General features: G+C 67.3%; 30 protein-coding genes and 1 pseudogene. 10 read left to right on the top strand and 21 right to left on the bottom strand.

The window, feature by feature from the left end:
* Positions 1-8 precede the first annotated feature (8 nt).
* The 7 genes from AWC27_RS11880 to AWC27_RS11850 all read right to left on the bottom strand — a co-directional run bounded on the left by AWC27_RS11880 (position 9) and on the right by AWC27_RS11850 (position 6981).
* The gene (locus AWC27_RS11880; protein ID WP_085670666.1) at positions 9-968 is read right to left on the bottom strand and encodes a phosphatidylinositol mannoside acyltransferase; all 960 of its coding nucleotides are present in this window, start codon (positions 966-968) and stop codon (positions 9-11) included.
* On the bottom strand, positions 965-1618 hold the full coding sequence (pgsA, locus tag AWC27_RS11875) for a phosphatidylinositol phosphate synthase (RefSeq protein ID WP_085670665.1): 654 nt from the start codon (positions 1616-1618) through the stop codon (positions 965-967). The genes AWC27_RS11880 and pgsA overlap by 4 nt, the downstream gene beginning before the upstream one ends.
* Entirely contained in the window at positions 1615-2190 is a 576-nt protein-coding gene (locus AWC27_RS11870; RefSeq protein WP_085670664.1) for an ATP adenylyltransferase, read from the bottom strand. Before AWC27_RS11870 ends, pgsA begins: the two co-directional genes overlap by 4 nt.
* Positions 2183-4216, bottom strand: coding sequence for a threonine--tRNA ligase (gene thrS / locus AWC27_RS11865; RefSeq protein WP_085670663.1), 2034 nt, complete (start codon positions 4214-4216; stop codon positions 2183-2185). The genes AWC27_RS11870 and thrS overlap by 8 nt, the downstream gene beginning before the upstream one ends.
* 128 nt (positions 4217-4344) lie before the next feature.
* A complete protein-coding gene (locus tag AWC27_RS11860) occupies positions 4345-5310 on the bottom strand; it encodes a glycosyltransferase family 2 protein (protein ID WP_211281611.1) in 966 nt (321 codons plus the stop codon).
* 171 nt (positions 5311-5481) lie between these two features.
* The gene (locus tag AWC27_RS11855) at positions 5482-6105 is read right to left on the bottom strand and encodes a PaaI family thioesterase (RefSeq protein ID WP_085670662.1); all 624 of its coding nucleotides are present in this window, start codon (positions 6103-6105) and stop codon (positions 5482-5484) included.
* Between the two features lie 24 nt (positions 6106-6129).
* On the bottom strand, positions 6130-6981 hold the full coding sequence (locus tag AWC27_RS11850) for an aldo/keto reductase (protein WP_085670675.1): 852 nt from the start codon (positions 6979-6981) through the stop codon (positions 6130-6132).
* A gap of 73 nt (positions 6982-7054) precedes the next feature.
* Here AWC27_RS11850 and AWC27_RS11845 point away from each other — a divergent pair, with 73 nt between their 5' ends.
* Positions 7055-7558: a DUF1990 domain-containing protein gene (locus AWC27_RS11845; protein ID WP_085670661.1), complete on the top strand. Its 504-nt coding sequence runs from the start codon at positions 7055-7057 to the stop codon at positions 7556-7558.
* Between the two features lie 5 nt (positions 7559-7563).
* On the opposite strand, the gene AWC27_RS11840 is transcribed toward AWC27_RS11845, so the two are convergent.
* On the bottom strand, positions 7564-8004 hold the full coding sequence (locus AWC27_RS11840) for an Rv2617c family stress response/phage resistance protein (RefSeq protein WP_085670660.1): 441 nt from the start codon (positions 8002-8004) through the stop codon (positions 7564-7566).
* Between the two features lie 95 nt (positions 8005-8099).
* Between AWC27_RS11840 and AWC27_RS11835 the strand changes: the two genes are divergently transcribed.
* Positions 8100-8843, top strand: coding sequence for a helix-turn-helix transcriptional regulator (locus AWC27_RS11835; protein ID WP_245847011.1), 744 nt, complete (start codon positions 8100-8102; stop codon positions 8841-8843).
* On the opposite strand, the gene AWC27_RS11830 is transcribed toward AWC27_RS11835, so the two are convergent.
* The 4 genes from AWC27_RS11830 to AWC27_RS11815 all read right to left on the bottom strand — a co-directional run bounded on the left by AWC27_RS11830 (position 8788) and on the right by AWC27_RS11815 (position 11316).
* The gene (locus tag AWC27_RS11830) at positions 8788-9735 is read right to left on the bottom strand and encodes an NAD(P)H-dependent flavin oxidoreductase (RefSeq protein ID WP_085670659.1); all 948 of its coding nucleotides are present in this window, start codon (positions 9733-9735) and stop codon (positions 8788-8790) included. The two genes, AWC27_RS11835 and AWC27_RS11830, sit on opposite strands and share 56 nt — an antisense overlap.
* A gap of 12 nt (positions 9736-9747) precedes the next feature.
* Complete coding sequence (locus AWC27_RS11825) at positions 9748-10095, bottom strand: cupin domain-containing protein (protein ID WP_085670658.1); 348 nt, start codon at positions 10093-10095, stop codon at positions 9748-9750.
* Positions 10096-10174: 79 nt separating this feature from the next.
* Positions 10175-10600 (bottom strand): hypothetical protein, encoded by a 426-nt coding sequence (locus tag AWC27_RS11820; protein WP_085670657.1) that lies wholly within the window; start codon positions 10598-10600, stop codon positions 10175-10177.
* Positions 10597-11316, bottom strand: a complete 720-nt coding sequence (locus AWC27_RS11815) for a helix-turn-helix transcriptional regulator (RefSeq protein WP_085670656.1) — start codon at positions 11314-11316, stop codon at positions 10597-10599. Before AWC27_RS11815 ends, AWC27_RS11820 begins: the two co-directional genes overlap by 4 nt.
* Before the next feature lie 113 nt (positions 11317-11429).
* Between AWC27_RS11815 and AWC27_RS11810 the strand changes: the two genes are divergently transcribed.
* Positions 11430-12254, top strand: a complete 825-nt coding sequence (locus AWC27_RS11810) for a class I SAM-dependent methyltransferase (RefSeq protein ID WP_085670655.1) — start codon at positions 11430-11432, stop codon at positions 12252-12254.
* A 5-nt stretch (positions 12255-12259) separates the two neighbouring features.
* Here the strand turns inward: AWC27_RS11810 and AWC27_RS11805 are convergent, their stop codons facing one another.
* A complete protein-coding gene (locus tag AWC27_RS11805; protein ID WP_085670654.1) occupies positions 12260-13432 on the bottom strand; it encodes a PPE family protein in 1173 nt (390 codons plus the stop codon).
* A 28-nt stretch (positions 13433-13460) separates the two neighbouring features.
* The gene (locus tag AWC27_RS11800; protein ID WP_085670653.1) at positions 13461-13760 is read right to left on the bottom strand and encodes a PE family protein; all 300 of its coding nucleotides are present in this window, start codon (positions 13758-13760) and stop codon (positions 13461-13463) included.
* 144 nt (positions 13761-13904) lie between these two features.
* Here AWC27_RS11800 and AWC27_RS11795 point away from each other — a divergent pair, with 144 nt between their 5' ends.
* A complete protein-coding gene (locus tag AWC27_RS11795) occupies positions 13905-14552 on the top strand; it encodes a TetR/AcrR family transcriptional regulator (RefSeq protein WP_085670652.1) in 648 nt (215 codons plus the stop codon).
* Here AWC27_RS11795 and AWC27_RS11790 read toward each other — a convergent pair.
* Genes AWC27_RS11790 through pcaH form a run of 3 tightly spaced genes read right to left on the bottom strand, consistent with a single transcriptional unit; the run spans position 14540 to position 17090 of the window.
* Positions 14540-15772: a lyase family protein gene (locus AWC27_RS11790; protein WP_085670651.1), complete on the bottom strand. Its 1233-nt coding sequence runs from the start codon at positions 15770-15772 to the stop codon at positions 14540-14542. The two genes, AWC27_RS11795 and AWC27_RS11790, sit on opposite strands and share 13 nt — an antisense overlap.
* Positions 15769-16326 carry a protocatechuate 3,4-dioxygenase subunit alpha gene (pcaG, locus tag AWC27_RS11785; protein ID WP_085670650.1) on the bottom strand — a complete coding sequence of 186 codons (558 nt, stop codon included), beginning with the start codon at positions 16324-16326 and terminating at the stop codon, positions 15769-15771. The genes AWC27_RS11790 and pcaG overlap by 4 nt, the downstream gene beginning before the upstream one ends.
* On the bottom strand, positions 16323-17090 hold the full coding sequence (pcaH, locus tag AWC27_RS11780) for a protocatechuate 3,4-dioxygenase subunit beta (protein WP_245847010.1): 768 nt from the start codon (positions 17088-17090) through the stop codon (positions 16323-16325). The genes pcaG and pcaH overlap by 4 nt, the downstream gene beginning before the upstream one ends.
* A gap of 28 nt (positions 17091-17118) precedes the next feature.
* Between pcaH and AWC27_RS11775 the strand changes: the two genes are divergently transcribed.
* Positions 17119-17889, top strand: a complete 771-nt coding sequence (locus tag AWC27_RS11775; RefSeq protein ID WP_085670648.1) for a class I SAM-dependent methyltransferase — start codon at positions 17119-17121, stop codon at positions 17887-17889.
* 4 nt (positions 17890-17893) lie between these two features.
* On the opposite strand, the gene AWC27_RS11770 is transcribed toward AWC27_RS11775, so the two are convergent.
* A complete protein-coding gene (locus AWC27_RS11770; protein ID WP_085670647.1) occupies positions 17894-18379 on the bottom strand; it encodes a hemerythrin domain-containing protein in 486 nt (161 codons plus the stop codon).
* On the bottom strand, positions 18376-19350 hold the full coding sequence (locus AWC27_RS11765; RefSeq protein ID WP_085670646.1) for a Rieske (2Fe-2S) protein: 975 nt from the start codon (positions 19348-19350) through the stop codon (positions 18376-18378). The genes AWC27_RS11770 and AWC27_RS11765 overlap by 4 nt, the downstream gene beginning before the upstream one ends.
* A 306-nt stretch (positions 19351-19656) precedes the next feature.
* Between AWC27_RS11765 and AWC27_RS11760 the strand changes: the two genes are divergently transcribed.
* From AWC27_RS11760 to phtC, 5 genes are read left to right on the top strand one after another with little or no spacing between them, the layout of a single operon-like run.
* Positions 19657-20949 (top strand): aromatic ring-hydroxylating dioxygenase subunit alpha, encoded by a 1293-nt coding sequence (locus AWC27_RS11760; protein WP_085670673.1) that lies wholly within the window; start codon positions 19657-19659, stop codon positions 20947-20949.
* Positions 20946-21476 (top strand): 3-phenylpropionate/cinnamic acid dioxygenase subunit beta, encoded by a 531-nt coding sequence (locus tag AWC27_RS11755; RefSeq protein WP_085670645.1) that lies wholly within the window; start codon positions 20946-20948, stop codon positions 21474-21476. The genes AWC27_RS11760 and AWC27_RS11755 overlap by 4 nt, the downstream gene beginning before the upstream one ends.
* Positions 21473-21751 (top strand): dihydrodiol dehydrogenase, encoded by a 279-nt coding sequence (locus tag AWC27_RS11750; RefSeq protein ID WP_085670644.1) that lies wholly within the window; start codon positions 21473-21475, stop codon positions 21749-21751. The genes AWC27_RS11755 and AWC27_RS11750 overlap by 4 nt, the downstream gene beginning before the upstream one ends.
* Positions 21735-22535 carry a 3-(cis-5,6-dihydroxycyclohexa-1,3-dien-1-yl)propanoate dehydrogenase gene (hcaB, locus tag AWC27_RS11745; protein WP_085670643.1) on the top strand — a complete coding sequence of 267 codons (801 nt, stop codon included), beginning with the start codon at positions 21735-21737 and terminating at the stop codon, positions 22533-22535. Before AWC27_RS11750 ends, hcaB begins: the two co-directional genes overlap by 17 nt.
* On the top strand, positions 22532-23263 hold the full coding sequence (gene phtC, locus AWC27_RS11740; protein WP_085670642.1) for a 3,4-dihydroxyphthalate decarboxylase: 732 nt from the start codon (positions 22532-22534) through the stop codon (positions 23261-23263). Before hcaB ends, phtC begins: the two co-directional genes overlap by 4 nt.
* On the opposite strand, the gene AWC27_RS11735 is transcribed toward phtC, so the two are convergent.
* Together AWC27_RS11735 and AWC27_RS31005 are read right to left on the bottom strand one after the other, a co-directional pair.
* Positions 23260-24063, bottom strand: coding sequence for an IclR family transcriptional regulator (locus AWC27_RS11735; protein WP_085670641.1), 804 nt, complete (start codon positions 24061-24063; stop codon positions 23260-23262). The two genes, phtC and AWC27_RS11735, sit on opposite strands and share 4 nt — an antisense overlap.
* An 18-nt stretch (positions 24064-24081) precedes the next feature.
* Positions 24082-25529: pseudogene (locus tag AWC27_RS31005) on the bottom strand (PE family protein); the annotation flags it as partial.

The following is a 25529-nucleotide window of genomic DNA, read 5'->3' as shown; positions in this document are numbered from 1 at the left end:
GGCTTTTCTCATTTGGAGTTCAGCCTGGCCCGGCGCTCGTCGGACAGATCGGCCAGCCACTGCGGCTGCAGCATGTGCCAGTCGGCGGGGTGAGCGGCGATGTTGACCGCGAACCGGTCTGCCAGCGCCTGAGTGACGGTTGCGACGTTGGCGCTGCTGCAGTCCAGCGCCGGATCGACCTGGAAACCCCAGCCGTTGGGTTCGAACCAGCAGTGTGTCGGGAGCAGCGCAGCCCCGGTTTCGATCGCGAGCTTGGCCGGGCCGGCGGGCATCCGGGTCGGCTCGGCGAAGAAATCGACCTCGACACCGGTGCGGGTCAGGTCCCGCTCGGCCATCAGGCACACGATCCGGTTGTCGCGCAAGCGGTCGCAGAGCACCTCGAACGGCGGTCGCGAACCGCCGGACAACGGCAGCACTTCGAAGCCGAGGCCTTCGCGGTAGTCGATGAAACGCTGGTAGAGCGACTCGGGTTTGAGCCGCTCGGCAACGGTGGTGAAGGTGCCGTATCGCTGGGCCACCCATATCCCGGCCATGTCCCAGTTTCCGCTGTGCGGCAACGCGATCACAGCCCCGCGGCCGGCGTCCAGCGCCGCGTACAGGTGGTCCAACCCCAGGATCACATCGTCTAGGCGACGCGCGATCGCGGCGTGATCCATCGTCGGCAGCCGGAACGCCTCCCGCCAGTACCGGCCGTAGGACGCCAGCGAGGCACGCATCAGCGATTGCGGCACTTTGGCCGGCGGTACCCCGATGACGCGGGCCAGGTTCTTGCGCAGCTGCTCGGGCCCGCCGCGGCGGGCCGCGTAGCGCGCCCCGGTGTCGAAGGCGTTGCGCGCGGCGAACTCCGGCATGGCCCGCACGGCCATCCAGCCGGCGGCATAGGCCCAATCGGTCGCGGTGCCGGTGAAGCGGCTGGTCAACCGGCGCGGCATACCGGGCAGTCGCAGACCGGCCGCTGTGGGCATCATGGCTCGCTCTTCTTCTGGGCAACCACGCGATCGGTGGCACCCGGTGACGTCCAAACCGTGTAGAGCCGCTGCCCGCAGGTGATCAGGCTGGCCACCGCAAGCACCCACATTCCCACCGGCAGTGCCGGCGGCCACGCCACGAACGGAAAGTCCGAGACACCGGCACCGGTGAGGACGATGATCAGCCGTTCCGGGCGCTCGATCATGCCGCCGTCGCCGCGCAGTCCGCTGGCTTCGGCCCGGGCCTTGATGTAGGAGATCACCTGCGAGGTGACCAGGCAGATCAGCGTCGCCACCGTCAGCAGGCGGTCGTGCATGTGAAACGCAATCCACCACAACAGCCCGCAGAACACCGCGCCGTCGCTGATCCGGTCACAGGCGGCGTCCAGCACTGCACCAAACCGGGTTCCTCCCCCGCGCTCTCTGGCCATCGCACCGTCGAGCATGTCGAAGAGTACGAAGAACCAGACCACACATCCGCCCGCGAACAGCTTGCCCATCGGAAACAGCACCAGCGCACCCGCTACCGACGCGGTGGTACCGATAACCGTGACGGCATCCGGGGTAAGGCCAACCCGCAACGCCGCCCTGGCAAGAGGGTTGGTGATCCGCGCAAAGAACGCCCGGGACAAGAACGGCAGCTTGCTCATGATTGCTGGGCCCATTCGTCGGCAAGCAGCTGGCGAGTCTCGCGCAGCAACTGGGGGATCACCTTGGACCCGCCGATGATGGTGATGAAGTTCGCATCGCCGCCCCAGCGCGGCACCACGTGCACGTGCAGGTGCTCGGCCAGCGATCCACCCGCTGAGGTGCCCAGGTTTATTCCCACGTTGAAACCGTGTGGGCGCGAGACGCTTTTGATGACGCGAATCGCCTTCTGGATGAACGCCATCAGCTCAGTGCTCTCCGGTCCCGTCAGGTCCTCCAGCTCCGATATCCGCCGGTACGGCACCACCATCAGGTGGCCGGGGTTGTAGGGGTACAGGTTGAGCACGGCGTAGACGAACTCGCCGCGGGCAACCAGCAGACCGTCTTCGTCGGACAGGTGCGGGATGTCGCTGAACGGCTGCGCCGGGGCTTCGTCGTCGCGCTTCTTGGGCGCTTCGGCAAGGTAGTTCATCCGGTACGGCGTCCATAACCGCTGCAGCTGGTCACGTTGGCCCACACCGCGGTCCAAGATGGTGTTGTCGGCGCGATCCGCGTTGGGCTGCTCGTCACTCACGGTCGGGCACCTTCACCAGTTCTGCTGTGGGACAAGCGTTTTCGCGACCGGCGATCCAGTCCACAATGGCCGCCACCGCATTGTCGCGGGCCACTCCGTTGATCTGGGTGCGGTCACCGAACCGGAAACTCACCGCGCCCGCCTGCACGTCGCGGTCGCCGGCCAGCAGCATGAACGGCACCTTCTGGTTGGTGTGGTGCACGATCTTCTTGGCCATCCGATCGTCGCTGGCGTCCACCTCAACCCGCACGCCATGCGACTTCAGTTGCGCGGCTACGTCTTTCAAATAATCGACGTGTTCGTCGGCGACCGGGATGCCGACCACCTGAACCGGCGCCAGCCAAGCCGGGAACGCCCCCGCGTAGTGCTCGGTGAGGATGCCGAAGAACCGCTCGATCGACCCGAAGAGCGCCCGGTGGATCAGCACCGGCTGCTGCCGCGAGCCATCGGAGGCGGTGTATTCCAGCTCGAACCGCTCCGGCATGTTGAAGTCGACCTGCAGCGTCGACATCTGCCAGCTACGCCCCAGGGCGTCTTTGACCTGCACCGAAATCTTGGGGCCGTAGAACGCTGCACCGCCCGGATCGGGCACCAGCTGCAGACCCGAGGCCTCGCCGACCTCCCGCAGGATCTCGGTGGCCTCCTCCCACACCTCGTCGGACCCCACGTATTTGTCGGGGTCCTTGGTGGACAGCTCCAGGTAGTAGTCGTTGAGCCCGTAGTCGGCCAGCAGGTCGAGCACGAACCGCAGCACCGAGCTCAACTCGTCCCGCATCTGCTCGCGGGTGCAGTAGATGTGCGCGTCGTCCTGGGTCATGCCGCGCACCCGGGTCAGGCCGTGCACCACCCCGGACTTCTCGTAGCGGTACACGCTGCCGAACTCGAAGAGCCGCAACGGAAGTTCGCGGTAGGACCGGCCGCGGGCCCGATAGATCAGGTGGTGCATCGGGCAGTTCATCGGCTTGAGGTAGTAGTCCTGGCCGGGTTTGCGCACCGTGCCGTCCGCGTTGTACTCCGCATCGATGTGCATCGGCGGGAACATGCCGTCGGCATACCACTCCAGGTGGCCCGAGGTGATGTACAGCTGCTCCTTGGTGACGTGCGGGGTGTTGACGAACTCATAGCCCGCCCGCTCGTGCTTGCGCCTCGAGTACTCCTCCAGCTCGCGCCGGATGATTCCGCCCTTGGGGTGGAAAACGGCCAGGCCGGAACCGATTTCGTCGGGAAAGCTGAACAGGTCCAGCTCGCCGCCGAGTTTGCGGTGATCGCGACGCTGCGCCTCTTCGATGAGCTCCAAGTGCTTGTCGAGGGCCTCCTGCGACTCCCACGCCGTCCCGTAGATGCGTTGCAAGCTGGCATTTTTCTGGTCGCCGCGCCAATAGGCCGCCGAGCTGCGGGTCAGCTTGAACGCCGGGATGTGCTTGGTGGTAGGGATGTGCGGGCCGCGGCACAAATCGCCCCAGACCCGTTCGCGCGTACGGGGATTGAGATTGTCGTAGGCGGTCAGCTCGTCGCCCCCGACCTCCATTATTTCGGCGTCACCGGACTTGTCGTCGACCAGTTCGAGCTTGTACGGCTCGCCGGCCAACTCGGCGCGAGCCTGATCCTTGGATTCGTATACCCGCCGGTCGAACAGCTGCCCGTCCTTGACGATCTGGCGCATCCGCTTTTCCAGCGCCTGCAAGTCTTCGGGTGTGAACGGCTCGGCCACGTCGAAGTCGTAATAGAAGCCGTCGGCGATGGGCGGCCCGATGCCCAGTTTGGCCTGCGGGAACAGGTTCTGGACGGCTTGTGCCAATACGTGCGCGGCCGAGTGGCGGATGACGCTGCGCCCCTCGTCGGTGTTGGCCGGCACCGGTATGACCTCGGCGTCGGTGTCGGGAACCCAACTCAGGTCACGCAGCTTCCCGTCGGCGTCGCGTACCACCACGATCGCATCCGGCGAGCCCCGCCTGGGCAACCCCGCATCGCCGACGGCGGCGGCCGCGGTAGTCCCGGCAGGTACCCGGATCGGGGGGGCGCTCATCGCGTGATCTCCAAGGCTGGGATGTCTGTCGAAGGTCTGGCGATCGTGTCAAAACGATCGCGACCATGCTATCCGGGCAGACCTCTAGCAGCCCAAGCGCCGCACGTCGAGTGCGTCGCGGCAGGGCGTCAGGCAGCCTGATCGTGCACTACGACGACATCGTCCTGGTTGTCCTGAACCAGCACCGGCTTTGCCGTTTCGACCAGGCCAGCCCGTCTGCCACGCCTGCGCAGCTTCTGGCGCAGTTTGGCCGAGGTGAACCGGTTGTTCTCCACGTCGTAGAAGAAGCGCAGCGTGCGGATCGATGGGTAGAGCGTCATCATGATGAATATCGTCATCAGCGCCGTACCGCTCTTCACCTCGTGCACTTTGGTGGTGCGTAGATACCGGGTGGAATACCGGTAGAAGTCACGCGCGGAGGATTCCACCCGCCGGCCCGACATTCCGGCAACCAGGGCGGGTTCGTAGACGACCTCGAATTTGTTCTTGAACAACACCACCGCGAGGTCGATATCTTCGTGCAGCTGATCTTCCAGGTCCAGCAGGGTCTGGTCGCTGACGGCTCGCCAGGCACAGGCGCGCAGAGCCATGTTGGCGCCGAGCAGAAACCGCTGGTCGGTGGACTTTCGATGCAGCCTGGTGCGGGTGTTGTGGTCGATCCGGAAAAACAGCCCGCGCATCGGCATGTCGTAGTACAGGACCGGTCCGGTCGCGGCGTCGATGGCCGGATCGGCAAAGCGGCGGCGAACCGTCTCAACCCAGTCCTGGGCGAGCAGGGAATCGGCGTCGATGCGGCCGATGACGTCGCTTCGCGCGGCGTCGAACCCGCAGTTGCGGGTCGGCGCGATGCCTTGATACTCGTTTTGATCGAGCATGCGTATGTCGACGTGCGGATACTGCGACTGATACCAGCGCACAATCGATGCCGTAGCGTCCGTCGACTTGTTATTGACCACGATGATCTCGTCCGGAATGGACGTTTGGTCAAGGCACGATTCCAGGCATCTGCCGATGAAGCGCTCTTCGTTATAAGCGGGGATGACGATCGACACCGACGGCAGCTCTGGGCCGATCATGCCTGCCTTGTCGTTCATGTCCATCGGTCCTTCAATCCACAACCTGTGCAATATTATGTTAGTAAAATATTCACCCCGGCAATCAGCCGATCGGATGAATCGCTGTCCACCGTTGAGCGGATGCGCGGCCCGCAATCCGCACGGCGCCGCTGCGATGTTAGCAATTGTGGAGCATTTGCTCCATGTGGATTAGGGCTGGCCGGGACGCAGGCGTACGAACAAGGCGTCGGCTTCGGTCAGCAGGGCGTCGCCGTCGCGCAGCCGGCCCGACACGAAAATCTTGCGGCCGTCCACGCGGTCGATTCCCGCGTCGATTCGCAGGTCCTTTTCGATCGGCACGATGTGGCGGTAGTTGATCTTGAGGTAGGCCGTGCGCTGGTAGGGCCCGCCGGTGAGCACTGACGACGTCAACCCGAGCACCGAGTCGAACAGCAGGCCCAGCGCCCCGCCGTGCACGGCACCGTTGCGTCCGAGGTGGAACCGGGCGAACCGGGCCGAGCCCTCGATTCGGCCGTCGTCGGTCTTGTGCGCCGACATCGGGATCGTGAGGATATTGCCGCGCACCGGCAGGTCCATCCGGCGTCCCGAAGGTGATTGCCATTCGTCGGTGTCGAAGGGAGCCAACAGCTCCGACAACTTTCCCAGCAGGTCGGCCGCCTCGGTGATCACCTCGTCGGGCGCGTCGACGGCACGAGCGTGGTCTTGCAACCTGCGCACCCCGTCGATGAACCTGCCGTAGTCGGGCCCGCCCTTGGTGGTCGGTTCGGGGGGATTGAATCCCCCGCCGGGGTGTCCGGGCTGTTCGCTTGTCACCAGGACACCGTATTTGTCGGCGGCTTATTGGGCGCCGGCAGCCGCCAGGGTCTCGAACTCCTCGCCGGACAACGTGATCTCAGCCGCGGCGACGTTCTCCTCCAGGTGCCCCACTTGGGACGTGCCCGGGATGGGCAGCATCACCGGCGACCGCTTCAGCAGCCAGGCCAGGGCCAGCTGCGACGGCGTCGCGTCATGATCGGCGGCGATCTTCTGCAGCGGACCGTCGGGTGCGGCCAGCGGTCCGGCGGCCAGCGGGAACCACGGGATGAAACCGATGCCTTGGCTGGTGGCGGCATCCAGCAGCGGCTCGGCGGCGCGCGCCGAGAGGTTGTACATGTTCTGTACCGACGCGATCGGAGTGATCTGCTGTGCCGCGTTGAGTTGATCGACGTCGATCTCGGACAGACCGATATGACGGATCTTGCCCTGGTTCTGCAACGCAACCAGCTCACCGATCTGGTCGGCGAGCGGAAAGTTCTCGTCGATGCGGTGCAGTTGGAACAGGTCGATGGTGTCGACCCCGAGCCGGCGCAAACTCATCTCGCACTCCTGGCGCAGATAGCTGGGATTGCCCAGCGGGATCCACACATCCGGGCCGGTGCGCAGCAGCCCGGCCTTCGTTGCGATGACCAGCCCGGTGTAGGGATGCAGCGCTTCGCGGATGATCTCCTCGGACACGTAGGGCCCGTACGAGTCCGCGGTGTCGATGAAGTTCACGCCCAGTTCGACGGCACGGCGCAGCACCCGCACGCATTCATCACGATCCGCGGGCGGACCCCAGACGCCCTTACCGGTCAGCCGCATCGCGCCGAAGCCGAGTCGGTGGACGGTCAGATCGCCGCCCAGGGTGAAAGTTCCAGATGCCGCTGCCAGGGTTTGTGAGCTCACCCATCCGACGGTACGCCGAGCCCCCAGGTGGACTTTCTCCCGTGGCAAGCTGGATCGGGTGGACCTTGACGCGCTTGCTCAGCTACCGCTGACCTACTCCGAGGTGGGCGCGACGGCCGCGGGCCAGCTGCCCCCGGGCTACGCACACCTCAGCGCGACGACCCAGATCGGCACCGGCGACGAGCGATTCGAGCAGGCCGCCGACGCCGTCATGCACTGGGGTATGCAGCGCGGGGCCGGGCTGCGGGTACACGCGAGCTCGGATATCGCCGTGGTGTCGGCGGTTGTGGTGGTCAAGATGATGGGTTTTCTACGCGCGCCCTGCCGCGTGGTGTACGTCATCGACGAACCGCACGTGCGCGGGTGGGCCTACGGCACGCTGCCAGGCCATCCCGAATCCGGTGAGGAACGCTTCGCCGTGCGCCGGGACCCGACCACCTCCGCGGTGTACGCAGAGGTGTCGGCGTTCTCCCGGCCGGCGACCTGGTGGAGCAAGGCCGGTGGGCCGTTCGTCTCGGTGGCACAGCGCATGATCGCCAAGCGCTACCTGCACGGGATCTGACCGGTTCAGCGGCGCCCGATGCTTCCGGTGTGCACGCCCTGGGCCAGGCGGGCCAGCGCGAGAGCACCGACCAGCAAACCGAAGTCACGCAACGCGACGTCGTAGTAGCCGGGTCCGGTGACCAGGTCGACGATGATCCCGACCAGCCAGGCCGCCACCACCCAGGCGCCGAACCGCGGCGCCACGGCCACCACGATTCCGGCCACGATCTCGATCACCCCGACCAGATACATCGCCTGATCGGCGGTGCCGGGCAGCAGTCCGTCGATCCAGCCCGCCAGATACATGCTCCAGTGGTGGGGATGGGTCAGCAGATTGAAGAACTTGTCCAGGCCGAACACGATCGGCGCGATTGTGAACACCGTGCGAAGCAACAGGAACGCCGAGTACGCCGGGTCTTTCAATTGGTCGGCGAGGGCGGACGGGTGGGCTTGTGTGGTGGCCATGATTTCCTCCAATTTCTAACAGATAACAATTTGAACGTTAGAATCTGTAGACTGTAGCGTCAAGTGTTTTATCCGTTAGAAATGAGGGCGCTGACGTGGATGCCGACCAGCCTCTCGAGCCCCTGGAGCGCGCCGCGGCAGGGATCGGAGCACTCGCGGATCCGGTGCGCCACCAGCTCTATCGATACGTCTGTTCACAACCAGCCCCGGTCAGCCGCGAACAGGCGGCCGAATCCGTCGGCGTCCCCCACCACCAGGCCAAATTCCACCTGGACCGGCTCACCGCCGAGGGCCTGCTGGACAGCGAGTATGCCCGCCTGACGGGCCGGTCGGGGCCCGGCGCGGGCCGCCCTGCCAAGCTTTATCGCCGGGCCGGTCACGACATCGCAATCAGCCTCCCGCAGCGGGAGTACGAGCTGGCCGGACGGCTGATGGCCGCGGCCATCGCCCGGTCGGCCGGCACCGGAGAGCCCGTCGTCGACGTGCTCAACCAGCTGGCCCGTGAATACGGGCAGGCGATCGGCGCCACCGTCGGCACGCCCGCCGACGCCACCGCCGCACTCGAGCTGGCACTGGGCGTGCTGCGCAGATACGGCTACGAGCCCCGCGGCACCGACGGCGAAATCGAACTGGCCAACTGCCCCTTCCACGCCCTGGCCCAGGAACAGACCGAGCTGGCATGCAACATGAACCACGCCCTGATCACCGGTGTGGCCGATGCCCTGGCACCGCACGGTCCCGCTACCCGGCTGCAGCCGGGACCGGCCCGATGTTGCGTGGTGCTCAAGTGCTCCAACGGGTCAGCAAACTTTGCGCGCCCGAGCACATCGCCCCGATGACCTCACTTACCGGCGCGTCGTCGCGGATCATCCCGACGCCCTGACCGGCGTCGACGGGGGCGATCCGCAGATCGTCGGCGGCGATCGAGGCTGCCACCTCCTCGCGCGCCGACCGGTCGGCGGCCAGCGCGTCTTCCCTTCCCGTCCAGCGCGCGACGAACTCATTGGCCAGCACGCGCGACGGGAACCGGGCCGGCCACGGCAATCCGGCGGCCACATCGAAGACCCGGGTAATCGCAGTGTCGGTCGCCGTCGCTGCGATCAACGCCCGACGGCTGGCCGCTCCGGTCAGGGCCTCCGGGCACGCCGCCAGACGGGTGCCCACCCAGGCACCGCTGGCCCCCGCGGCCAGCACGGCGGCCAGGCTGCGCGGCGAGGCGATGCCGCCGCCGGCCAGCACGGGCACCGACACCGCATCCAAAACGGAGTCGAGCAACGGCAGGGTGCCCAGCCGGTTGCTCCCGTGTCCGCCGCCTTCGGCTCCGCGCGCAACCAGGACGTCGACCCCGGCGTCGGCCGCAGTACGCGCGCCGAGGGCGTCGTAAACCTGAGTGGCGGTGCAGCTTCCGGCGTCGTGAGCCTGCGCGACCCAGGACCAGTCAGTGCCGAAACTGACCGAAAGCAGTGCCGGCCGGGCAGCCAATGCATCCTCGAACAGCCCCGCCTCGTTGCGCATCACCCAGTCGACCAGCCCGATGCCGAATCTCCCGCTGACGTAACGCAATTGCTCGGCTAGCGATGCGCGGGTGGCGGTGCTGCCCATGCCGACCATGCCCAAACCGCCGGCCGCGGTGACGGCGGCGGCCAGCCGGCCACCGGCCACCCCGCCCATCGGTGCGTTGACGATGGGCACCCGCAGGCCAAAGTCCCGCGACCACTCCGTCGACAGCACCTGCGAGTACCCCTAGTGGGCAGCGCCCGGCTGGGATTTCAGCACGGTCAGCATGACCACCGAATCTTCCACCGCGTGCAGGGCGTGCCGCTGCGGCGGAATCGCGACGTAGTCACCGGCCTTGCCGTCCCAGGCCTCATCCCCGGCGGTCAGCCGCACGTGACCTTGCAGCACCTGCAGCGTCGCCTCCCCCGGGCTGTCGTGTTCGGACAGCTCGTGGCCGGCCAGCAGCGCCAGTACGGTCTGCCGAAGTTCGTGGGTGTGGCCACCGTGGATGGTGTGCGCTGCCCGGCCGCTGTGTGACTGCTTGGCCTCGGCGAGCTTTTCGGAGCCAAGGGCGCTCAGCGAGATGGATTCCATCGCAAGTCCTCTCCGTCGTGTGATCCGTCGTCATCCCTCGTGATTGTGCTGCAGGTATCGGCGGCGCCGAGCCGCAGGGTCAGCCCATCAGCAGAAATATCCCGGCCACGACCAACGCGATTACCTTGACCACCTCAAGGGCGACGTAGGCATAGTGGCCGCGCGAGCGGGGCGATTCCAGCCCGGCCAGCACCTGGTCCGAGCGCCTGGTCAAGCTGGGACGCACCGCAATCAACTGGATGGCCAGTGCGGCCAATGCGACCCCGAGTGCGACGAAGATCCGTACCGCCGTGGGTCCCGAAGCCGCGAGGGCGAGGATGACGAGCGCGAACCCGACCTCGACGGTGTTGAGCGCGCGAAAGACCAGCCGCCCGATGCCGAGACCGATCTGCAGGGTCACGTTGGGAGCCCGGAACTTCAGCGGAGCCTCCACGAACGAGATGGCCAGCACCATGCCCAGCCAGACAAAGGTCAGGGCGATCTCGATCGCCCGCGAGGTGCTCATTTGAGCGTCCCCTCGGGCCGCAGATGCGCCAGACAAAGGTCCGGTTCGGCGAACGCTTCGAGCCGCTCGACGGTCACGGGCGCCTCCCAGGTTTCCAGGGCGCCTTGCATGAGCCCCAGGTGGATCGGGCACACCACATTGGTTCGGACTTCGGCGAGTTCCAGGAAAGGACAGTGTCGCAGACCGATGGTGTGCGTCCCTTCGGCCATTCCCCGTTCGGGGGCGAATCCCATCTCGTCGAGCACCCCCACCAGGTGCTGAATCGACTCGTCAGCGTCGCCGGGATGCGCCGGGGCTTCCAGCGTCTGACCCCACTTGCGGCCGGCCGCCAGCGCCTTTGCACTCGAATCACGTTGGGCGGCAAGCCCGATGGTCAGAATTTCGGCGAGAATTCGGTAATGCCGCGGTCCGCCCCGATCCATCTGCCGGACCGCCCGGAACATCAGCGGTGGACGGCCCGGACCCCGATGCACCGGCTCGACTCGCTCGATTTGACCCGCGGCCACCAGGTTGTCGAGGTGGAAGCGCACAGTATTGGGATGCACGCCCAGTTCGTCGGCGATCTCGACGATGCTCAACGCACCGCGCGACCCCCGTAACACCCGTAGCACCCCGCGACGGCGACCAGTGGGTTCTTCATCTGACCTGGCGATCTTGTCCACCTCCTGAAAGTCGGCCCGCTGCCTGCCGGCCGGCCACGCTTGGGCACCCGGCATCCGCGATCAGGCACGTCATACGCTAGAGTTTATACAAATAATTTGTAGAAAATATCGAAGGGGTCAAAACCCATGGGCGACAACAAACTTCACTTGCATCGGCGCGAAGTCTGATGCCCGGCCGGCGGCGCGATTCCGACGCGCCCCTGCCCGTGTCGAGTCGCACCGACGAGAACGTGCCGGGACATTGGCTGCTGGCGCGGCTGGGCAAACGGGTGCTTCGCCCCGGCGGTGTCGAGCTGACCCGCACCCTGCTGGCCCGTGCCAACGTGACCGACGCCGATGTGCTCGAATTGGCCCCCGGCCTCGGGCGTACCGCCACCGAGATCATCGCCCGCCGCCCGCGGTCCTACGTCGGCGCGGAAGGCGATCCCGATGCTGCCCACCTGGTCCGCGGAGTGCTCGGCGGTCCGGGCTCCGGACCCGCAGAAGTCCGGGTCGCCGACGCAGCCGACACCGGCCTAGCCGACGCCAGCGCCGACGTCGTCATCGGTGAGGCCATGTTGACCATGCAGGGCGACGCTGCCAAGCACGCCATTGTCGCCGAGGCCGCACGGGTATTGCGCCCGCGCGGTCGTTATGCGATCCATGAACTCGCACTGACACCCGATGATGTCGCGGAGGACATCAGCACCGACGTACGACAGTCACTTGCCCGCGCGATCAAGGTCAACGCGCGTCCGCTGACCATCGCCGAGTGGTCGCACCTTCTGACCGGCCACGGACTGGTGGTCGAGCATGTGACGACGGCGCCGATGGCGTTGTTACAACCACGACGCGTCATCGCCGACGAAGGCCTGTTCGGCGCGCTGCGGTTCGCCAAGAACTTGCTCACCAAGCCGGATGCCCGCAAGCGGGTCCTGTCGATGCGCCAGACATTTCGCAAACATCGTGAGCGGCTCATTGCGGTCGCCATCATCGCCACCAAACCCGGGTAGCCGATTCAGCCGGCGGCCGGCGGCCGGGACATGACCAGCGGGCGGAATCCGTATTGCGGAACATTGCGCCCGCCAAGCTGTCCGAGCATGCCGCTCAATGGGGCCAGCGGCAGGTTGTTCATGGCCGGTGCGGCCGCCGGTGCAGCCGAACCGGCGCCGATTGCCGCCGCAAGCGGACTGGCCGACGGAACCACCGGGGTCCAGCCGGCCGGCACCGACAACGCCCCCAGCGGCAGCGCGCGCCCCATGCTCGCCGACACAGTTGAGGCGGCGGCGCCCGTCGCGTTCAGGGCGCCGGCGCCCGCCGCGTTCACGCCGACGGCGCCCGCCGCACTCAGACCACCGGCCAATGCCGCAACCTCGCCCTGCACGGCCTGGGCCACCGGCACCAGACCCTTCATGAACGCCGTCACGGCAGTGACCGCACTGGTGCAGTTCGCCAGCGATGTCAGCGACGGCATGAACGGCGCGATGTACTGGACATAAAGCCCGACCAGGTCGTCCAACACGGAGTTGACGAGCGGCGCGGCCAGCTTCTGCAGGGTGTTGGGCAGCGTGGCGGTCAGCGTGGACAGCGCGTTCTGTACACCGGTCTCAGCGGAGTTCGCGGTGGTGCCCGCCACGGTGGCGGCCTGGCGCGCCAACCCACCCGGGTCGGCCACTTCGGCAGGTTCGGCGAAGTCGGTCAGCTGGGCCGCGCTCGCCGAGGCCGCCGCATAGCCGTACATCGCGGTCGCGTCCTGCGCCCACATTTCGGCGTACTGGGCCTCAGCCGCGGCGATCGCCGCGTTGTTCTGCCCGATGAGGTTCGTGGCGACGAGGGCCGCCAACAGTGCACGGTTCGTCGAGATCAGCATCGGAGGCACCGTCATGGCAAACGCCGTTTCATGTGCGGCCGCCGCCGCGGCGGCCTGGCCGGCGGCCGCTTCGGCCTGCGCGGCACTGCTCTCCAGCCACGCCAGATACGGTGTCACCGCCGCCACCAGCGCCACCGACGTCGGCCCCAACCATGGCCCACTGGTCAGGCCGTTGACCACCGAACGATAGGAAACCGCGGTCGACTGCAGATCGTCGGCCAGCGCGCCCCAGGCCACGGCCGCGGCGACGAAAGAGCCCGCGCCGGGACCGGCATACATCCGGGCGGAATTGATCTCCGGTGCCAACAGTCCGTAGTCCATGTGGCGCTCCCCTGTCCCGTCCGGCCGCTCAGATCGCCGCCGCTGCGCTCGCGGCCTCGGTAGCCGCATAAGAAGCGGCACTGGCCGCCAGCGTGGCCACGAAGAGCTCGTGCACCGCAACCGCTCGAGCGCTCACCGCCTGGTACCGCTGCGCGTGGGCGGCGAACTGCGCCGCCGTCAGGGCCGACACCTCGTCGGCGGCCGCCGGAACCACCGCCCCGATCACATCGGCGGCAGCCGCGTTGCCAGCGCTCATCGCCGCTCCGATCGACTGCAGATTGACGGCGGCCGCCGAGACCAGCTCGGGGTGTGCGGTCAGAAACGTCATCGGGATTCCCTTCGTGGCCGGGGGCTGGTGTGGTGACGAAAAGGTATCAACGCGGTGTCGATGCAGTCAACACTACTGTCGAAAATAATCAACACTATGTTTGTCATACTCGACATATATGTTGACAAAGGTCGACACGGCCGTATGGTGGTTACCGTGACCCGAACCGAGTACGTGCAGGCCTCCCGAAGCCGTCGCTCGTCGCATCTCTCCGGCGACGACCGGGAACAGGCGATCCTGGCCACCGCCGAACGCCTGCTGCAGGAGCGGCCGCTCGGCGACTTCTCGGTGGACGAGCTGGCAAAGGGCGCGGGTATTTCCCGGCCCACCTTCTACTTCTATTTCTCCTCGAAAAACGCGGTGCTGCTATCGCTGATGGATCGGGTCAGCAGCAGGGCGCGCGGGGCGCTGAAGTCCCTCGGCGACAAGCTGACCGGCGATCCGACGACGCATTGGCGACCGCGTATCGAGGCGTTCTTCGAGATCGCCGGCGCCAATCGGGCGATTGCCGTGGCCGGTGCCGCGGCCAAAGCCAGCAACTCCGAGGTCCGGCAGCTGTGGGCAACGCTCATGCAGCAGTGGATTACCTACACCGCCGCGGCGATTCAGGCCGAACGTGACCGCGGTGTCGCGCCCGACAATGTGCCCGCTCGTGATCTGGCTACCGCGCTCACCCTGCTGAACGAGCGCGTGATGGCATCGACGTTCACCGCTGAAGAGGGAGCCATATCCGAGGAGCACGCGATCGACACGCTGGTGCACATCTGGGAGGCCAGCATCTACAACGGCTGACCGGCCAGGATCTGCTCGGCGCGCGCCACGCTCTGGTCTATCAGCCGGTCGGCCGCCCCGAAGTAGGTTGCCGACGGCTGCTTTCCGGCCAGTTCGGCGACGGCGCTTTGCTCACCCCGCACGTCGGCCGCGCTGAGGTTCGCGGCCATCCGCCCGGCATGCACCTGCAGGCCCGCCAGGAGTTCGACGCACTGAGAACCCGCGACGATGGTGCGCCGGGCCAGGATCCGCAGCGTGTCCCATTCCGCGTGCCAGGCGCCGTCGGGACGTTCGTCATTGGCCAGTGCGGCGGCCGTGTGCAGGGTGGCTGCCAGGGGCGGCGCCGCCATGGCGGCCCGACGGATCAGGACGGCCAGCACCGGGTTGCGCTTGTGGGGCATCGAGGACGATCCGCCGCGCCGCCCGACGACCGGCTCACTGAGCTCGGCGATCTCCGGACGGGCCAGGGTGACGACGTCGTTTGCGATCCGGCCCCAAGAGTCTGTGCACGCGACGAGTGCGTCGGCGAGCGCGGTGATCGGACCGCGGGCGGTGTGCCAGGGCGCCTGGAACTCCAAGCCCAAAGTCGTTGCGGCACTGAGCGCTACGCCCTCGGCTGTCTGAGCCGGATCCGGCGCGTCACCCAGCAGCGTCGCCAATTCCGTTGTTGCTGAACAGGTTCCGACCGCACCGCCGAACTGCGCCGGAGTGACCGATGCGCGCAGCCGCCGATGGGCGGCCACCACACCGTCGAGCCAGCCGGCCGCCTTGACGCCGAAGGTGGTGGGCGCCGCATGCTGGGTCAGGGTGCGGGCCAGCATCGGCGTACCGCGATGGGCCGTTGCGAGTGCCGATAGCGCCGAAACCTGTTCGGTCAGTTTCGAGATGAGGTGTTCCACCACCGCGCGCGCGGCCATCATCAGGGCGGTGTCGAGGACGTCCTGGCTGGTGAGTCCGCGGTGAATCCACGCGGACACCGGCGGCGTTGCGCGCTGCCGCAGCAGCCCGACCAAGCCGATGACGGGGTTGCCGCCGTCCTCGGCGGTAGCCGCGAGTTGCTCCCGGTCATCGGCTCCGATCAGGTGCCACAGGTCGGCACCGGCGCAGTCGGCCGGCGCCAGGCCGGCCGCCGACAGAGCGCCCAGCCATGCCGATTCCACCGCGACCATCGCTTGCAACAACGCCTGATCCGTCATGTGCTCGCCGGCGCGCTCGTCGCCCGGCCACAACAGGTTGGTCATCGCCGATCGTCCCGGTAGGTCAGGAATACGGTTTCATTCGGGCCCTGCAGGTGGATGTCGAAGCGGTAGCCCATACCACCTTCGATGCCGCACACCAAGGTATCCCGGCGCGCGACGTCAACGGTGGACAACAGCGGATCAGCAGCGAAGTCGACGTCCGGCAGATAGGCGCGCGTGCACAGCCGGTGCAGCAGGCCCCGGGCGAACACGGCGATCGCGAAGAACGGCTGCCCCACGCCCGACGCTCCGGGTACCACCGTGGTGAAGCGGTAGTCGCCGCCGGCGTCGGTGGCGGCCCGGCCGAATCCGGTGAAGGCCGAGCCGTCGCGGCTCAGTGAGCCCGGAGCCCCCGGGATCCGGCCGTCACCGTCGGCTTGCCAGACTTCCACCAGTGCGTCCGGGATTGCGCGGCCGGCGCCGTCATAAACCGTGCCGTGCAGTACGACCGCATCGGGGTGTTCCGGGCCGACCAATTCGCTGTCGCCGGGATAAGACAATGCCAGGCCGAAGAATGGGCCCACGGTTTGTCCTGGGGTGCAAGACAATTCGATCACCCCTTGGTCCAGGTGCGCCCGCTGCCGGAGAGCACGATGTCCCAGCGGTATCCGGTCGCATACTCGGGCTGGGTGAGGCCATGGTCGTAGCCGGCGATGAGGCGTTGGCGCGCAACGGGATCCATGATCGAGGAGGCAATGGGGTCCAAGTCGAGCAGCGGATCACCGGGAAAGTACATCTGGGTGACCAGACGCTGGGTGAAGGCGGTGCCGAAGAGCGAGAAGTGGATGTGGGCGGGCCGCCAGGCATTGTGATGGTTGCGCCAGGGATAGGGACCGGGCTTGACGGTGAGGAAGCGGTACGACCCGTCGGGCCCGGTGAGGCAGCGCCCAGCGCCGGTGAAGTTCGGGTCTAGCGGAGCCGGATGCTGATCGAGTTGGTGGCGGTAGCGACCGCTGGCGTTGGCCTGCCAGATCTCGACCAGCTGGCCGGCCACCGGCCGGCCGGCTCCATCGAGCACCCGCCCGGCCACGATGATGCGCTCCCCTATCGGCTCACCCGGATGACCGGACGTAAGGTCCGCGTCGCCCGGGGCGACGTCCTGCTGGCCGAAGCAGGGTGCCCAGCGTTCGATCTCGTCGGGGTCCACAATCAGCGGCGGGAACTGGGGGTGGCGAAGAACGCTGCTGCGATACGGCGGGTAGTCGAGGCGAGGCTGCGTTTCACCGCTGCCCGGGTGCTGGCCTCCGGCCGCGACAGCCAGCGCGGCGATCTCCGCGCTGATGCGATCCTGCGACACGACGCGCTCGGCTGGGGGCTCCACGTAGCGTGACGCTACTAGCGTTAGCGCCATGCCAAGCGATTATGTCTACGACCAGGGTTTCGCCGAGGAACGCACCCGGCTGGCCGGCATGGAGAGCCTGTGGGACCCCGGAACTCAGGCGCTGCTCGACGAGCTCGGCATCGGAACGGGTGAAAAGACCTGGCGCTGCTTGGAACTCGGCGCCGGCGGCGGCTCGCTGGTGCAGTGGATGGCCGGACGCGGGGCCAGCGTGCTGGCCGTCGACATCGACACGCGCTTCGTCGAACCGCTGGCCGGCGACTCGATCGAGGTCAAACGCCTCGACATCCGGACCGACGAGTTGCCTCGCGGCGAATTCGACTTGATCCATTCCCGGCTGGTGCTCGAGCACCTGGCTGACCGCCGTCAGATCCTCGACCGCCTGGTCGCCGCGCTGCGTCCCGGTGGCTGGCTGGTCATCGAGGACTACGACTGGACGGCGTTCGGCTTCGAGGGCACCGACGACCAGCTGGAGCGGGTGACGGCGGCGATTCTGGGCTTCATGCAGCGCGCCAGCTTCGAGCCGCATTACGGGCGGCGCGTCGTCGCCGACCTGGCCGCTGCCGGACTGCGCGACGTGCGCGGTGAGGGTCGCGCCCGGGTAATCGATTCCAGCACAGCGGGTTTCGATTTCTTCCGGCTGTCCTTCGAGAGCCTGCGTGGCGCGGTCGTCGACGCGGGGCTGATCTCACGCGAGGACGCCGACGCGGCCGCCGCGCGCTTCGGCGAGGACCTGCGCCTACTCACGCCGATCATGATGGCCGGAATCGGCCGCCGCTGAGGAGTCAGATCCCGCGCAGCAGCGCAGACTTCCCCTTGGTCCGCAGCTTGTGCCAGGTGGACCCGCGCAACTGCTCGATCCGGGCGGCCATCTTGTCGCCCAGCTCCTCGAGCTCGGCGTCGGTGATCTTCACCGAGGGCGGAACGGGAATCATGTCGCGTTCCTCCTCGTCGGCGTGTGCCTCGAGGACGGTCTTGAACGTGTTCCACTCGTCCTCATATCCCGGCGCGCTCTGCGGGGTGCGCAGCAGCACCCCGAGCTGGTCGACCACCTGGCGATGCTCGGCGTGGGCGACCGCGATCAATTCGCTGGCGGCCGCCAGCGCCGGGTAGTACAGGTCGTCCTCGATGCGGAAGTGGATGTCCAGCTCGACGAGCATCTCGTCGAAGAGGGAGTGCCGCTCTTCGCTGTTCACCGGGGCTTCGCTTACCTTGCGGCCGTAGCCCTTGATCACGACGTGGTGGTCTTTGAGCACTTCGTAGGCGTTCACTTGCTTACTCCGTTTCCCGCGGCGCTCCCCGCCGCAATCGCAGGTTGTCCGTCAGAGCGCACTTCGATCATTCCGTCGACCAACCGGGCCTCGTAGCACGGCAGCGGCATCGCCGACGGGCCGCGCAACACCTCCCCGGACTCGAGCGCGAACCGCGAGCCGTGCCATGGACACACGATGCGGCCGCGATCGACCCAGCCGTCGGCCATGGGCGCCGCCAGGTGCGGGCAGAACTCGCCGAAGGCGGAAACCTCGCCGGGGTTGGTCTGGCACACCACCAGCCCCACCCCGTCGACCTCGACGCGCTGCGGCTTGCCGTCCAGCAGGGAGGTGACCGGCAGCACCGGCGTCCACTCCGTGGTACGAAGCCGCTCGCCCGACTGGTCGATTCCGATGCCGGACTCGAACACCAGCGCACCGCCCAGGTAGCTGCCGGCCATCGTAACGCCGTAACCGATTGCGCTGGTTGCGATTCCGCGCATGTGACGGCCCCGCCGCCGGTCCAGCCAGGACAGCGTGTAGAGCGCTGTCGCGGCCGAGTTGACCACCCCGTGCACCAGCCCCACCCGGCGGTCGCCCCGGTGGGTGTGCTGCCAGTCCGTGACGCCGGTGACCGCCGCCCCCACGCTGGCCAGAATCCCTACACCCAGCGCCCGCGAGGCGATTCGCGCCGCGTCCCGGGCCTCGGTCTTACTTTGGCCGGGCAGCAGGCTCATGGCATCCAGCGCCACCGCCGTACCGAGCGCTCCACTGGCCAGTGACGCCAGCGGGGGATGCACCGGATGGCCCAGCCAAACCCCGTTGAGCACATTCGTGACGCGATCGCGCGCGCCACCGAGTGCGTTGAAGCCGTACGCGAGAACGTGTTCGAATCGGTAGCTGGGCCTATCCAGCCACTCCTGACGTGCGATCGCCGCGATGACTCGCGATCCCAATCGCTTTGGCTGCCCCTTCACTGAGCGATCAACCATGGCACCAGCGCCCTTCCCCAAGTCAGACCGTCTGCCCGCGATGAGCGCCCTTACTCCCATGAGCACGCTCACACACACGCACTGGACACAACGTGACCACGTTAACCACGCGAATTGCGTCCAGACGGTGAGTACTCGGTGTGAACTGACTGTGAATACGGCGAAAGACTCCTGTGGGAGAGCCGTGTGCTCAACGACGCTGTTGACCGGCGATAGCCCGATGCTGGATTCTGGTAGACAGAATTATCCTCTGTAATACAGAATGTAGGTTCAGTGACAGACGTCTTCAGCAACGTGCGCCAGGGCATGATTCCGGCGTACATCTACAACGACACCGAGCTGTTCGCGCTGGAAAAGGAACGGCTGTTCAGCCGGACATGGATGTTCGTCGCCCACGAATCCGAAATCCCGCAGGACGGCGACTATGTAGTGCGGCGCGTCCTCGAGGATTCGTTCATCATCGCCCGCGACTCCAACGGCGAGGTGCAGGCATTTTTCAATATGTGCCTGCACCGGGGCATGCAGGTCTGCCGAGCCGAGATGGGCAACGCCTCCAACTTCCGCTGCCCGTATCACGGCTGGACCTACCGCAACGACGGCCGGCTGACCGGTTTGCCGTTTCACCGCGATGCCTACGGTGGCGAGGAGGGGTTCACCAAGAACCAAAGTTTGCTTCCCGCACCGAATTTGGGAAATTACAACGGCCTGATCTTCGTCAACCTGGACCCCAACGCCGAGCCCCTGGCCGATTTCCTCGGCGACTTCCGGTTCTATCTGGACTACTACACGAAGCAAAGCACACAAGGCCTGCAGCTGCGTGGGCCGCAACGCTGGCGCATCAAGGCGAATTGGAAGATCGGCGCGGAGAATTTCGCCGGCGACATGTACCACACGCCGCACACGCACGCATCCATCGTCGAGATCGGCCTGTTCCGCGAGCCGAAGGCGCAAAAGCGCAAGGACGGCGCCACCTACTGGGCCGGCTGCGGCGGCGGAACAACTTACAAGCTGCCCCCCGGCGGCTTCGAGGAGCGCATGCGTTACGTCGGTTACCCCGACGAGATGATCGGCCGGATCAAAGATGTCTGGACACCGCGGCAACAAAGGGTCGTCGGCGAGGACGGCTTCATGATCTCGGCCGCCACCTGCTTTCCCAACCTGAGCTTCGTGCACAACTGGCCCAAGCTCCCCGAGAGCGAGCAAGTATTGCCGTTCATCTCGATTCGGCAGTGGCAGCCCATCAGCGCGAACGAAACCGAGGTGTGCTCGTGGTTCGGAGTCGACGCCGCCGCACCCGAGCAATTCAAAAGGGATTCCTATAAGGCCTATTTGATGTGCTTCGGGTCGACCGGCATGTTCGAACAGGACGACGTGGAGAACTGGGTGTCGCTGACCACCACCGCGGGCGGCTCGATGGCCCGCCGGCTGTTGCTCAACAGCCGGATGGGGTTGCTTCACGACGACCGGCCGGTCAGCCCGGAACTGTCCGCGGAGTCCTTCCACGGGCCCGGACGCGCCCAGGTCGGCTACAACGAATACAACCAGCGCGAGCTGCTCAAGTTGTGGGCGCAACACCTCGAGTCGGCGGTCACGACATGAGAAATCCGCTCCGGTTCAACGACATTCGGCATTTGGACGCCCACCAGTTCCTGGTCGACGAGGCCTACCTGCTGGACGCACAGCGCTACGAGGAGTGGCTGGATACCCTGACCGATGACATTCGGTACGTCATGCCGGTTCGGGTCACCACCGCACGGGGCGCCGGGTTCGATACCGCACCGGCAAGGGGGCCGGGCATGGCTCATTTCGACGAAGACAAGTACTCGCTGAGCCAACGGGTGGCGCGATTTGCCACCGAGCACGCCTGGACCGAGGACCCGCCGTCTCGGCTGCGCCACTTCATCACCAACGTGCGCACGTTTGAGGTTGAGGGTTCCGAAGACCTTTGGGTCGAATCGGCCGAACTGTTGTTCCGCAGTCGCGGCGACGTCAACGAGAGCGCGTTGGTATCCTGCGGCCGCGAGGACGTACTGCGCAGGTGCGACGGGGCATGGAAGTTGGCTCGCCGCAATATCATTGCCGACGAGTCTGTATTGCGGATGCAGAACCTGGCGGTGTTCTTATGAGTGACGAGCTGGCGCGGTTGCTGGAAGGTGCAGTTGGCCAAGCCGTCACCGTCGCCAACGAATTCACCGAAGTAGTGGTGCGCCGGGTAGACACTCGCAACGGGTCTCGGCTGCTGATCACCGCACCCAGAACCGGGCAATGGATCAGCCTGGACGCGCTGGAAGTGGAAGCGCTCACCTGGCAGAACCCCCGTACGCTGGCGGCCATGGTGGGCAATTCGTACGCGCCGCTACTGCCCGACGAACCGGAAGGCCACGATGACCGGATGGCTTGACGGCAAGCGCGCCCTGGTGGTGGGTGCGGGTTCCGGGATCGGCCGCGCCGTCGTCGACGCCTTCCTGGCCGAAGGCGCGAAAGTGGCTGTGCTGGAACGGGATCTTGCCAAGTGCGAGCGGTTGCGCCAGGATCTGCCCGCGGTGCCCGTCGTCGAGGGTGACGCGGTTACCCGTGACGCCAACGACCGTGCCGTCGCCACCGCGGCGGATAAGTTCGGCGGACTCGACACATTGGTCAACTGCGTCGGCGTATTCGACTTCTACCGGGGAATCGCCGACATCGGTGCCGACGACCTGTCCCCCGCTTTCGACGAGATGTTCCGCACCAACGTGCTCACCCAGCTGCACTCGGTCAAGGCCGCGCTCCCGGCGCTGCGCGAGTCGACGGGAGCCTCCCTCGTGCTGACCGAGTCGGCGTCGTCGTACTACCCGGGCCGTGGCGGCGTGCTGTACGTGTCGTCGAAATTCGCCGTACGCGGGCTGGTAGCGGCCCTGGCGCACGAACTGGCCCCGCAGATCCGGGTCAACGGCGTGGCGCCCGGCGGAACGCTGAACACGGATCTGCGTGGCATGGTCAGTCTGGGTTCAGCAGACATCCGACTCGACGAAACGCCGAACCGCGCAACGGATATGGCCGCACGCACACCACTGCACGTTGCGCTGTCCGGCGAAGACCATGCGTGGAGCTATGTCTACTTGGCCGCCGATCGGTCCCGCGGCATCACCGGTGAGACCATCCACCCCGACGGTGGATTTCGCCTGGGCACACCGAGGTCCACGTGACGGACCCGCTGGCCCAGCAGCGGGCCCTGGTGGCCCAAGGTTGCCGGATCGCCGCGGCCCGCGGTTTGGTGGACGGCATCCTGGGCCATCTGAGTCTGCGGATCGACGACGAGCATCTGCTCATCCGGTGCCGCAGCGATACCGATACCGGCGTGGCGTACACCCGCCCCGACGACATTCGGCTCGTCACCTTCGACGGGAAGGCCGGTGCGGCAGGCGAACTCGACGGCTACCGGGTGCCGAACGAACTGCCCATCCACGCCGAAACCCTGCTCGCCGCGCAGCAACATCGGCGTCATCGGGCCGTCGCCCACCTGCATCCGCCGGCCGTTGTCGCCGCGGATCTGGCCGGCATCGAGCTTCGGCCCATCTACGGCGCCTACGACATTCCCGGCGCCTGGCTGGCCCGCGGCGGCGTGCCCGTTTACGAACGCGCCGTACTGATCCGAAACTCCTTGCTGGGTAAGGAAATGGTGGCGGCGATGGGCGAGGCAGCGGTGGTCATCTGCCGGGGCCATGGCATCACCAGCGCCGCCGGCACGGTAGAGCAGTCGGTGTTGCAGGCGATCGCCGTCGACCAACTGGCCCAGATGTCCCTGCGGGTGTGCGCCGCCGGCGGGACGTTGCGCGATATCGACGGGGCCGACTGGGCTGACCTGCCGGACCTGGGGTCTGGGTTCAACGTCGCGGCGGCCTGGCGGCACGAAGTCGCCCGGCTGGGTGACTAACCCAGCTGATCGCCAATCTCCTTGGCCGCCTCGATAAGTGCGGTCGCGATCGCCGGATATTGCGAGCTGTCCAATCGGTTCACCGGCGCCGCCGCGTTGAGCGCAAGCCGCAGTCCCGGTGCGCGGCTGGGGATGGCGACGGCCACCGAGGCCACGCCCTCCTCGCTCTCTTCGCGGTTGACGGCATAGCCACGCTTGCGAATCGCGGCGAGCTCGGCCTCCAGCTCGGCGCGTGTGCCGATCGAGTGCGCGGTGATGCGCTGCAGGTTGGCACGCGGAAGTAGTTGGCGCAGTTCGGCTTCGGGCAGCTGGGACAGCAGCACCTTGCCGGTGGAGGTGCAATGCGCGGGCACGGTGCGGCCCAGCCGGGAGGCCACCCGCACCGCGGCCGGGCCCTCGACTGCGGCGATAAACCGGACACCGGCGCCGTCGAGCAAGCCGAGGTGAATGGTTTCCCGCAACGTTTCGCTGAGCCGCCGCATGACCGGCAGCGCGGTGCCCTGAATGTCGATGCGGCCGAAGATGGCAAACGCCACACCCGTTAGCGCCGGCCCGGGCAGATACGCCTTGGACACCGGATCTTGCCGAACGAACCCCCGGTAGGTCAGCATCGCCAGCAGCCGGTGCGCGGTTGACGAGGCCACTCCCAGATACCGGGTGGCCTCGCTCAACCGGATCCGCGGCTGCTCGCCCAACAGCAGCAACAGCTTGAGTGCATTGTCGACCGATTCGATCGGGTATTGCGGCGCAAGCGAATCGCCAGCCGGCGCCTCGGCGGCGCGCTTCTTCTTCGCTGGCATGTCAAGCCTGGACGGGCGTCACGGGACGATGGTGACGATCCCAGTCTTGCCGGGGTTGCCCGGAACGCCCAACAGACCCGTATTGCCGGTGCCACCGCCCGGCCCGCCTGGTGCACCGCCGGCTCCACCCTGGCCGCCCAGCGCGAAATTGCCGCCCGTGCCGGCCGTACTGCCGGTGATGCCCGTAGCGTTGCCGCCGTTGCCGCCGCTGCCGCCGGCTCCGCCCTGGCCGCCCATACCACCGGTACCGCCGCCGCCGACAGGACCGGCCGCGCCGGCCCAGCCGATCAGACCGCCGGCACCGCCGCCGCCCACGCCGGTGCCTCCGGCACCCCCGGCACCCCCGGCACCGCCGTCAAGACCGATCAGGCCGTTCTTGCCGCTAGCGGCCGTCGCGATGCCGCCGGCGCTAATCGCCGCGCCGCCGGAACCACCGCTGCCGCCGGCGCCACCGATGCCGCCTACCCCGCCGATGCCGCCCTGACCACCGGCGCCGCCGGCGCCGCCGATGCCGATGAAGGACCCGGCCGCGCCGCCGTTGCCGCCGACACCACCGGTGCCACCGACACCACCGATCCCGCCGTTGCTGCCAGCGGCCGCAGCGGATCCACTGTCGCCGCCAATGGCTTTGCCGGTGCCGTCAGCCATGGCTGCCCCGCCCGAACCGCCGTTACCGCCGTCGAAGCCGGCCGCGCCGGTACCGCCGGTGCCGCCGGTGCCACCGGCTCCGCCGGCCCCGCCATTGCCGATGAACATTCCGCCGTGTCCGCCGTTGCCGCCGGCACCGCCGGTGCCCCCGGCGCCGCCGTTCGCGCCGACGACGGTGCTGGCGGCGGCACCGTTTGCACCGGTGCCGCCGTTGGCGTCACCGTTGCCCGTGTTGTGGCCCAGGCCGCCCGCGCCGCCGTCACCGCCGTTTCCACCGGCCACCGAACCGGGCTGACCTTGCCCGCCGTTACCACCGGTCGCAGTGCCGCCGGCACTGCCGCTGGTTTCTCCGGTGCCGCCACTGCCGCCGTTGCCGCCACTGCCACCGGCCGTGCCGGCCTTTCCGCCGTCGCCGCCGGCACCGCCTGTGCCGTTGTTGCCGTCCAGGGATTGCCCGGTTCCGCCGATCCCGCCGGTGCCGCCGCTCTCGTTGGTGCCAGCCGTACCGTCGACGCCGTTGCCGCCCGCGGTGCCGGTCTGGTTTCCGTTGCCGATCTGGTTGGGCCCGTTCGTACCGGACCCGACCGGGGCACCCGGCGCTTGGCCAGGTGCCCCGGTCAAGCCGGTACCGCCTTGGCCACCGGCACCGCCGGAACCGATCCAAACCGCGCTGCCGCCGTCTCCGCCCTTGCCCGGCAGCCCACCGAGGACGCCCGACACCGCGGGCCCGCCCTGCCCGCCGATCCCACCGTCGCCGAACACCGTCGCGCCGACGCCGCCGTTGCCGCCGACCGCGCCGGCCCCGCCCAGCCCACCGG

Source organism: Mycobacterium szulgai (genome assembly GCF_002116635.1).
Classification (GTDB): Bacteria; Actinomycetota; Actinomycetes; order Mycobacteriales; family Mycobacteriaceae; genus Mycobacterium; species Mycobacterium szulgai.
This window is presented reverse-complemented; position numbering and strand designations above follow the sequence as displayed.

Bases quoted from the DNA above. Each gene is read 5' to 3' on its own strand.
- AWC27_RS11880 (WP_085670666.1), bottom strand. From the start codon at position 968: ATGATGCCCACAGCGGCCGGTCTGCGACTGCCCGGTATGCCGCGCCGG.
- pgsA (WP_085670665.1), bottom strand. From the start codon at position 1,618: ATGAGCAAGCTGCCGTTCTTGTCCCGGGCGTTCTTTGCGCGGATCACC.
- thrS (WP_085670663.1), bottom strand. From the start codon at position 4,216: ATGAGCGCCCCCCCGATCCGGGTACCTGCCGGGACTACCGCGGCCGCC.
- AWC27_RS11860 (WP_211281611.1), bottom strand. From the start codon at position 5,310: ATGAACGACAAGGCAGGCATGATCGGCCCAGAGCTGCCGTCGGTGTCG.
- AWC27_RS11840 (WP_085670660.1), bottom strand. From the start codon at position 8,004: ATGGCCACCACACAAGCCCACCCGTCCGCCCTCGCCGACCAATTGAAA.
- AWC27_RS11825 (WP_085670658.1), bottom strand. From the start codon at position 10,095: ATGGAATCCATCTCGCTGAGCGCCCTTGGCTCCGAAAAGCTCGCCGAG.
- AWC27_RS11820 (WP_085670657.1), bottom strand. From the start codon at position 10,600: ATGAGCACCTCGCGGGCGATCGAGATCGCCCTGACCTTTGTCTGGCTG.
- AWC27_RS11815 (WP_085670656.1), bottom strand. From the start codon at position 11,316: ATGCCGGGTGCCCAAGCGTGGCCGGCCGGCAGGCAGCGGGCCGACTTT.
- AWC27_RS11810 (WP_085670655.1), top strand. From the start codon at position 11,430: ATGCCCGGCCGGCGGCGCGATTCCGACGCGCCCCTGCCCGTGTCGAGT.
- AWC27_RS11805 (WP_085670654.1), bottom strand. From the start codon at position 13,432: ATGGACTACGGACTGTTGGCACCGGAGATCAATTCCGCCCGGATGTAT.
- AWC27_RS11800 (WP_085670653.1), bottom strand. From the start codon at position 13,760: ATGACGTTTCTGACCGCACACCCCGAGCTGGTCTCGGCGGCCGCCGTC.
- AWC27_RS11795 (WP_085670652.1), top strand. From the start codon at position 13,905: ATGGTGGTTACCGTGACCCGAACCGAGTACGTGCAGGCCTCCCGAAGC.
- AWC27_RS11790 (WP_085670651.1), bottom strand. From the start codon at position 15,772: ATGACCAACCTGTTGTGGCCGGGCGACGAGCGCGCCGGCGAGCACATG.
- AWC27_RS11775 (WP_085670648.1), top strand. From the start codon at position 17,119: ATGCCAAGCGATTATGTCTACGACCAGGGTTTCGCCGAGGAACGCACC.
- AWC27_RS11765 (WP_085670646.1), bottom strand. From the start codon at position 19,350: ATGGTTGATCGCTCAGTGAAGGGGCAGCCAAAGCGATTGGGATCGCGA.
- AWC27_RS11760 (WP_085670673.1), top strand. From the start codon at position 19,657: ATGATTCCGGCGTACATCTACAACGACACCGAGCTGTTCGCGCTGGAA.
- AWC27_RS11755 (WP_085670645.1), top strand. From the start codon at position 20,946: ATGAGAAATCCGCTCCGGTTCAACGACATTCGGCATTTGGACGCCCAC.
- AWC27_RS11750 (WP_085670644.1), top strand. From the start codon at position 21,473: ATGAGTGACGAGCTGGCGCGGTTGCTGGAAGGTGCAGTTGGCCAAGCC.
- hcaB (WP_085670643.1), top strand. From the start codon at position 21,735: ATGACCGGATGGCTTGACGGCAAGCGCGCCCTGGTGGTGGGTGCGGGT.
- AWC27_RS11735 (WP_085670641.1), bottom strand. From the start codon at position 24,063: ATGCCAGCGAAGAAGAAGCGCGCCGCCGAGGCGCCGGCTGGCGATTCG.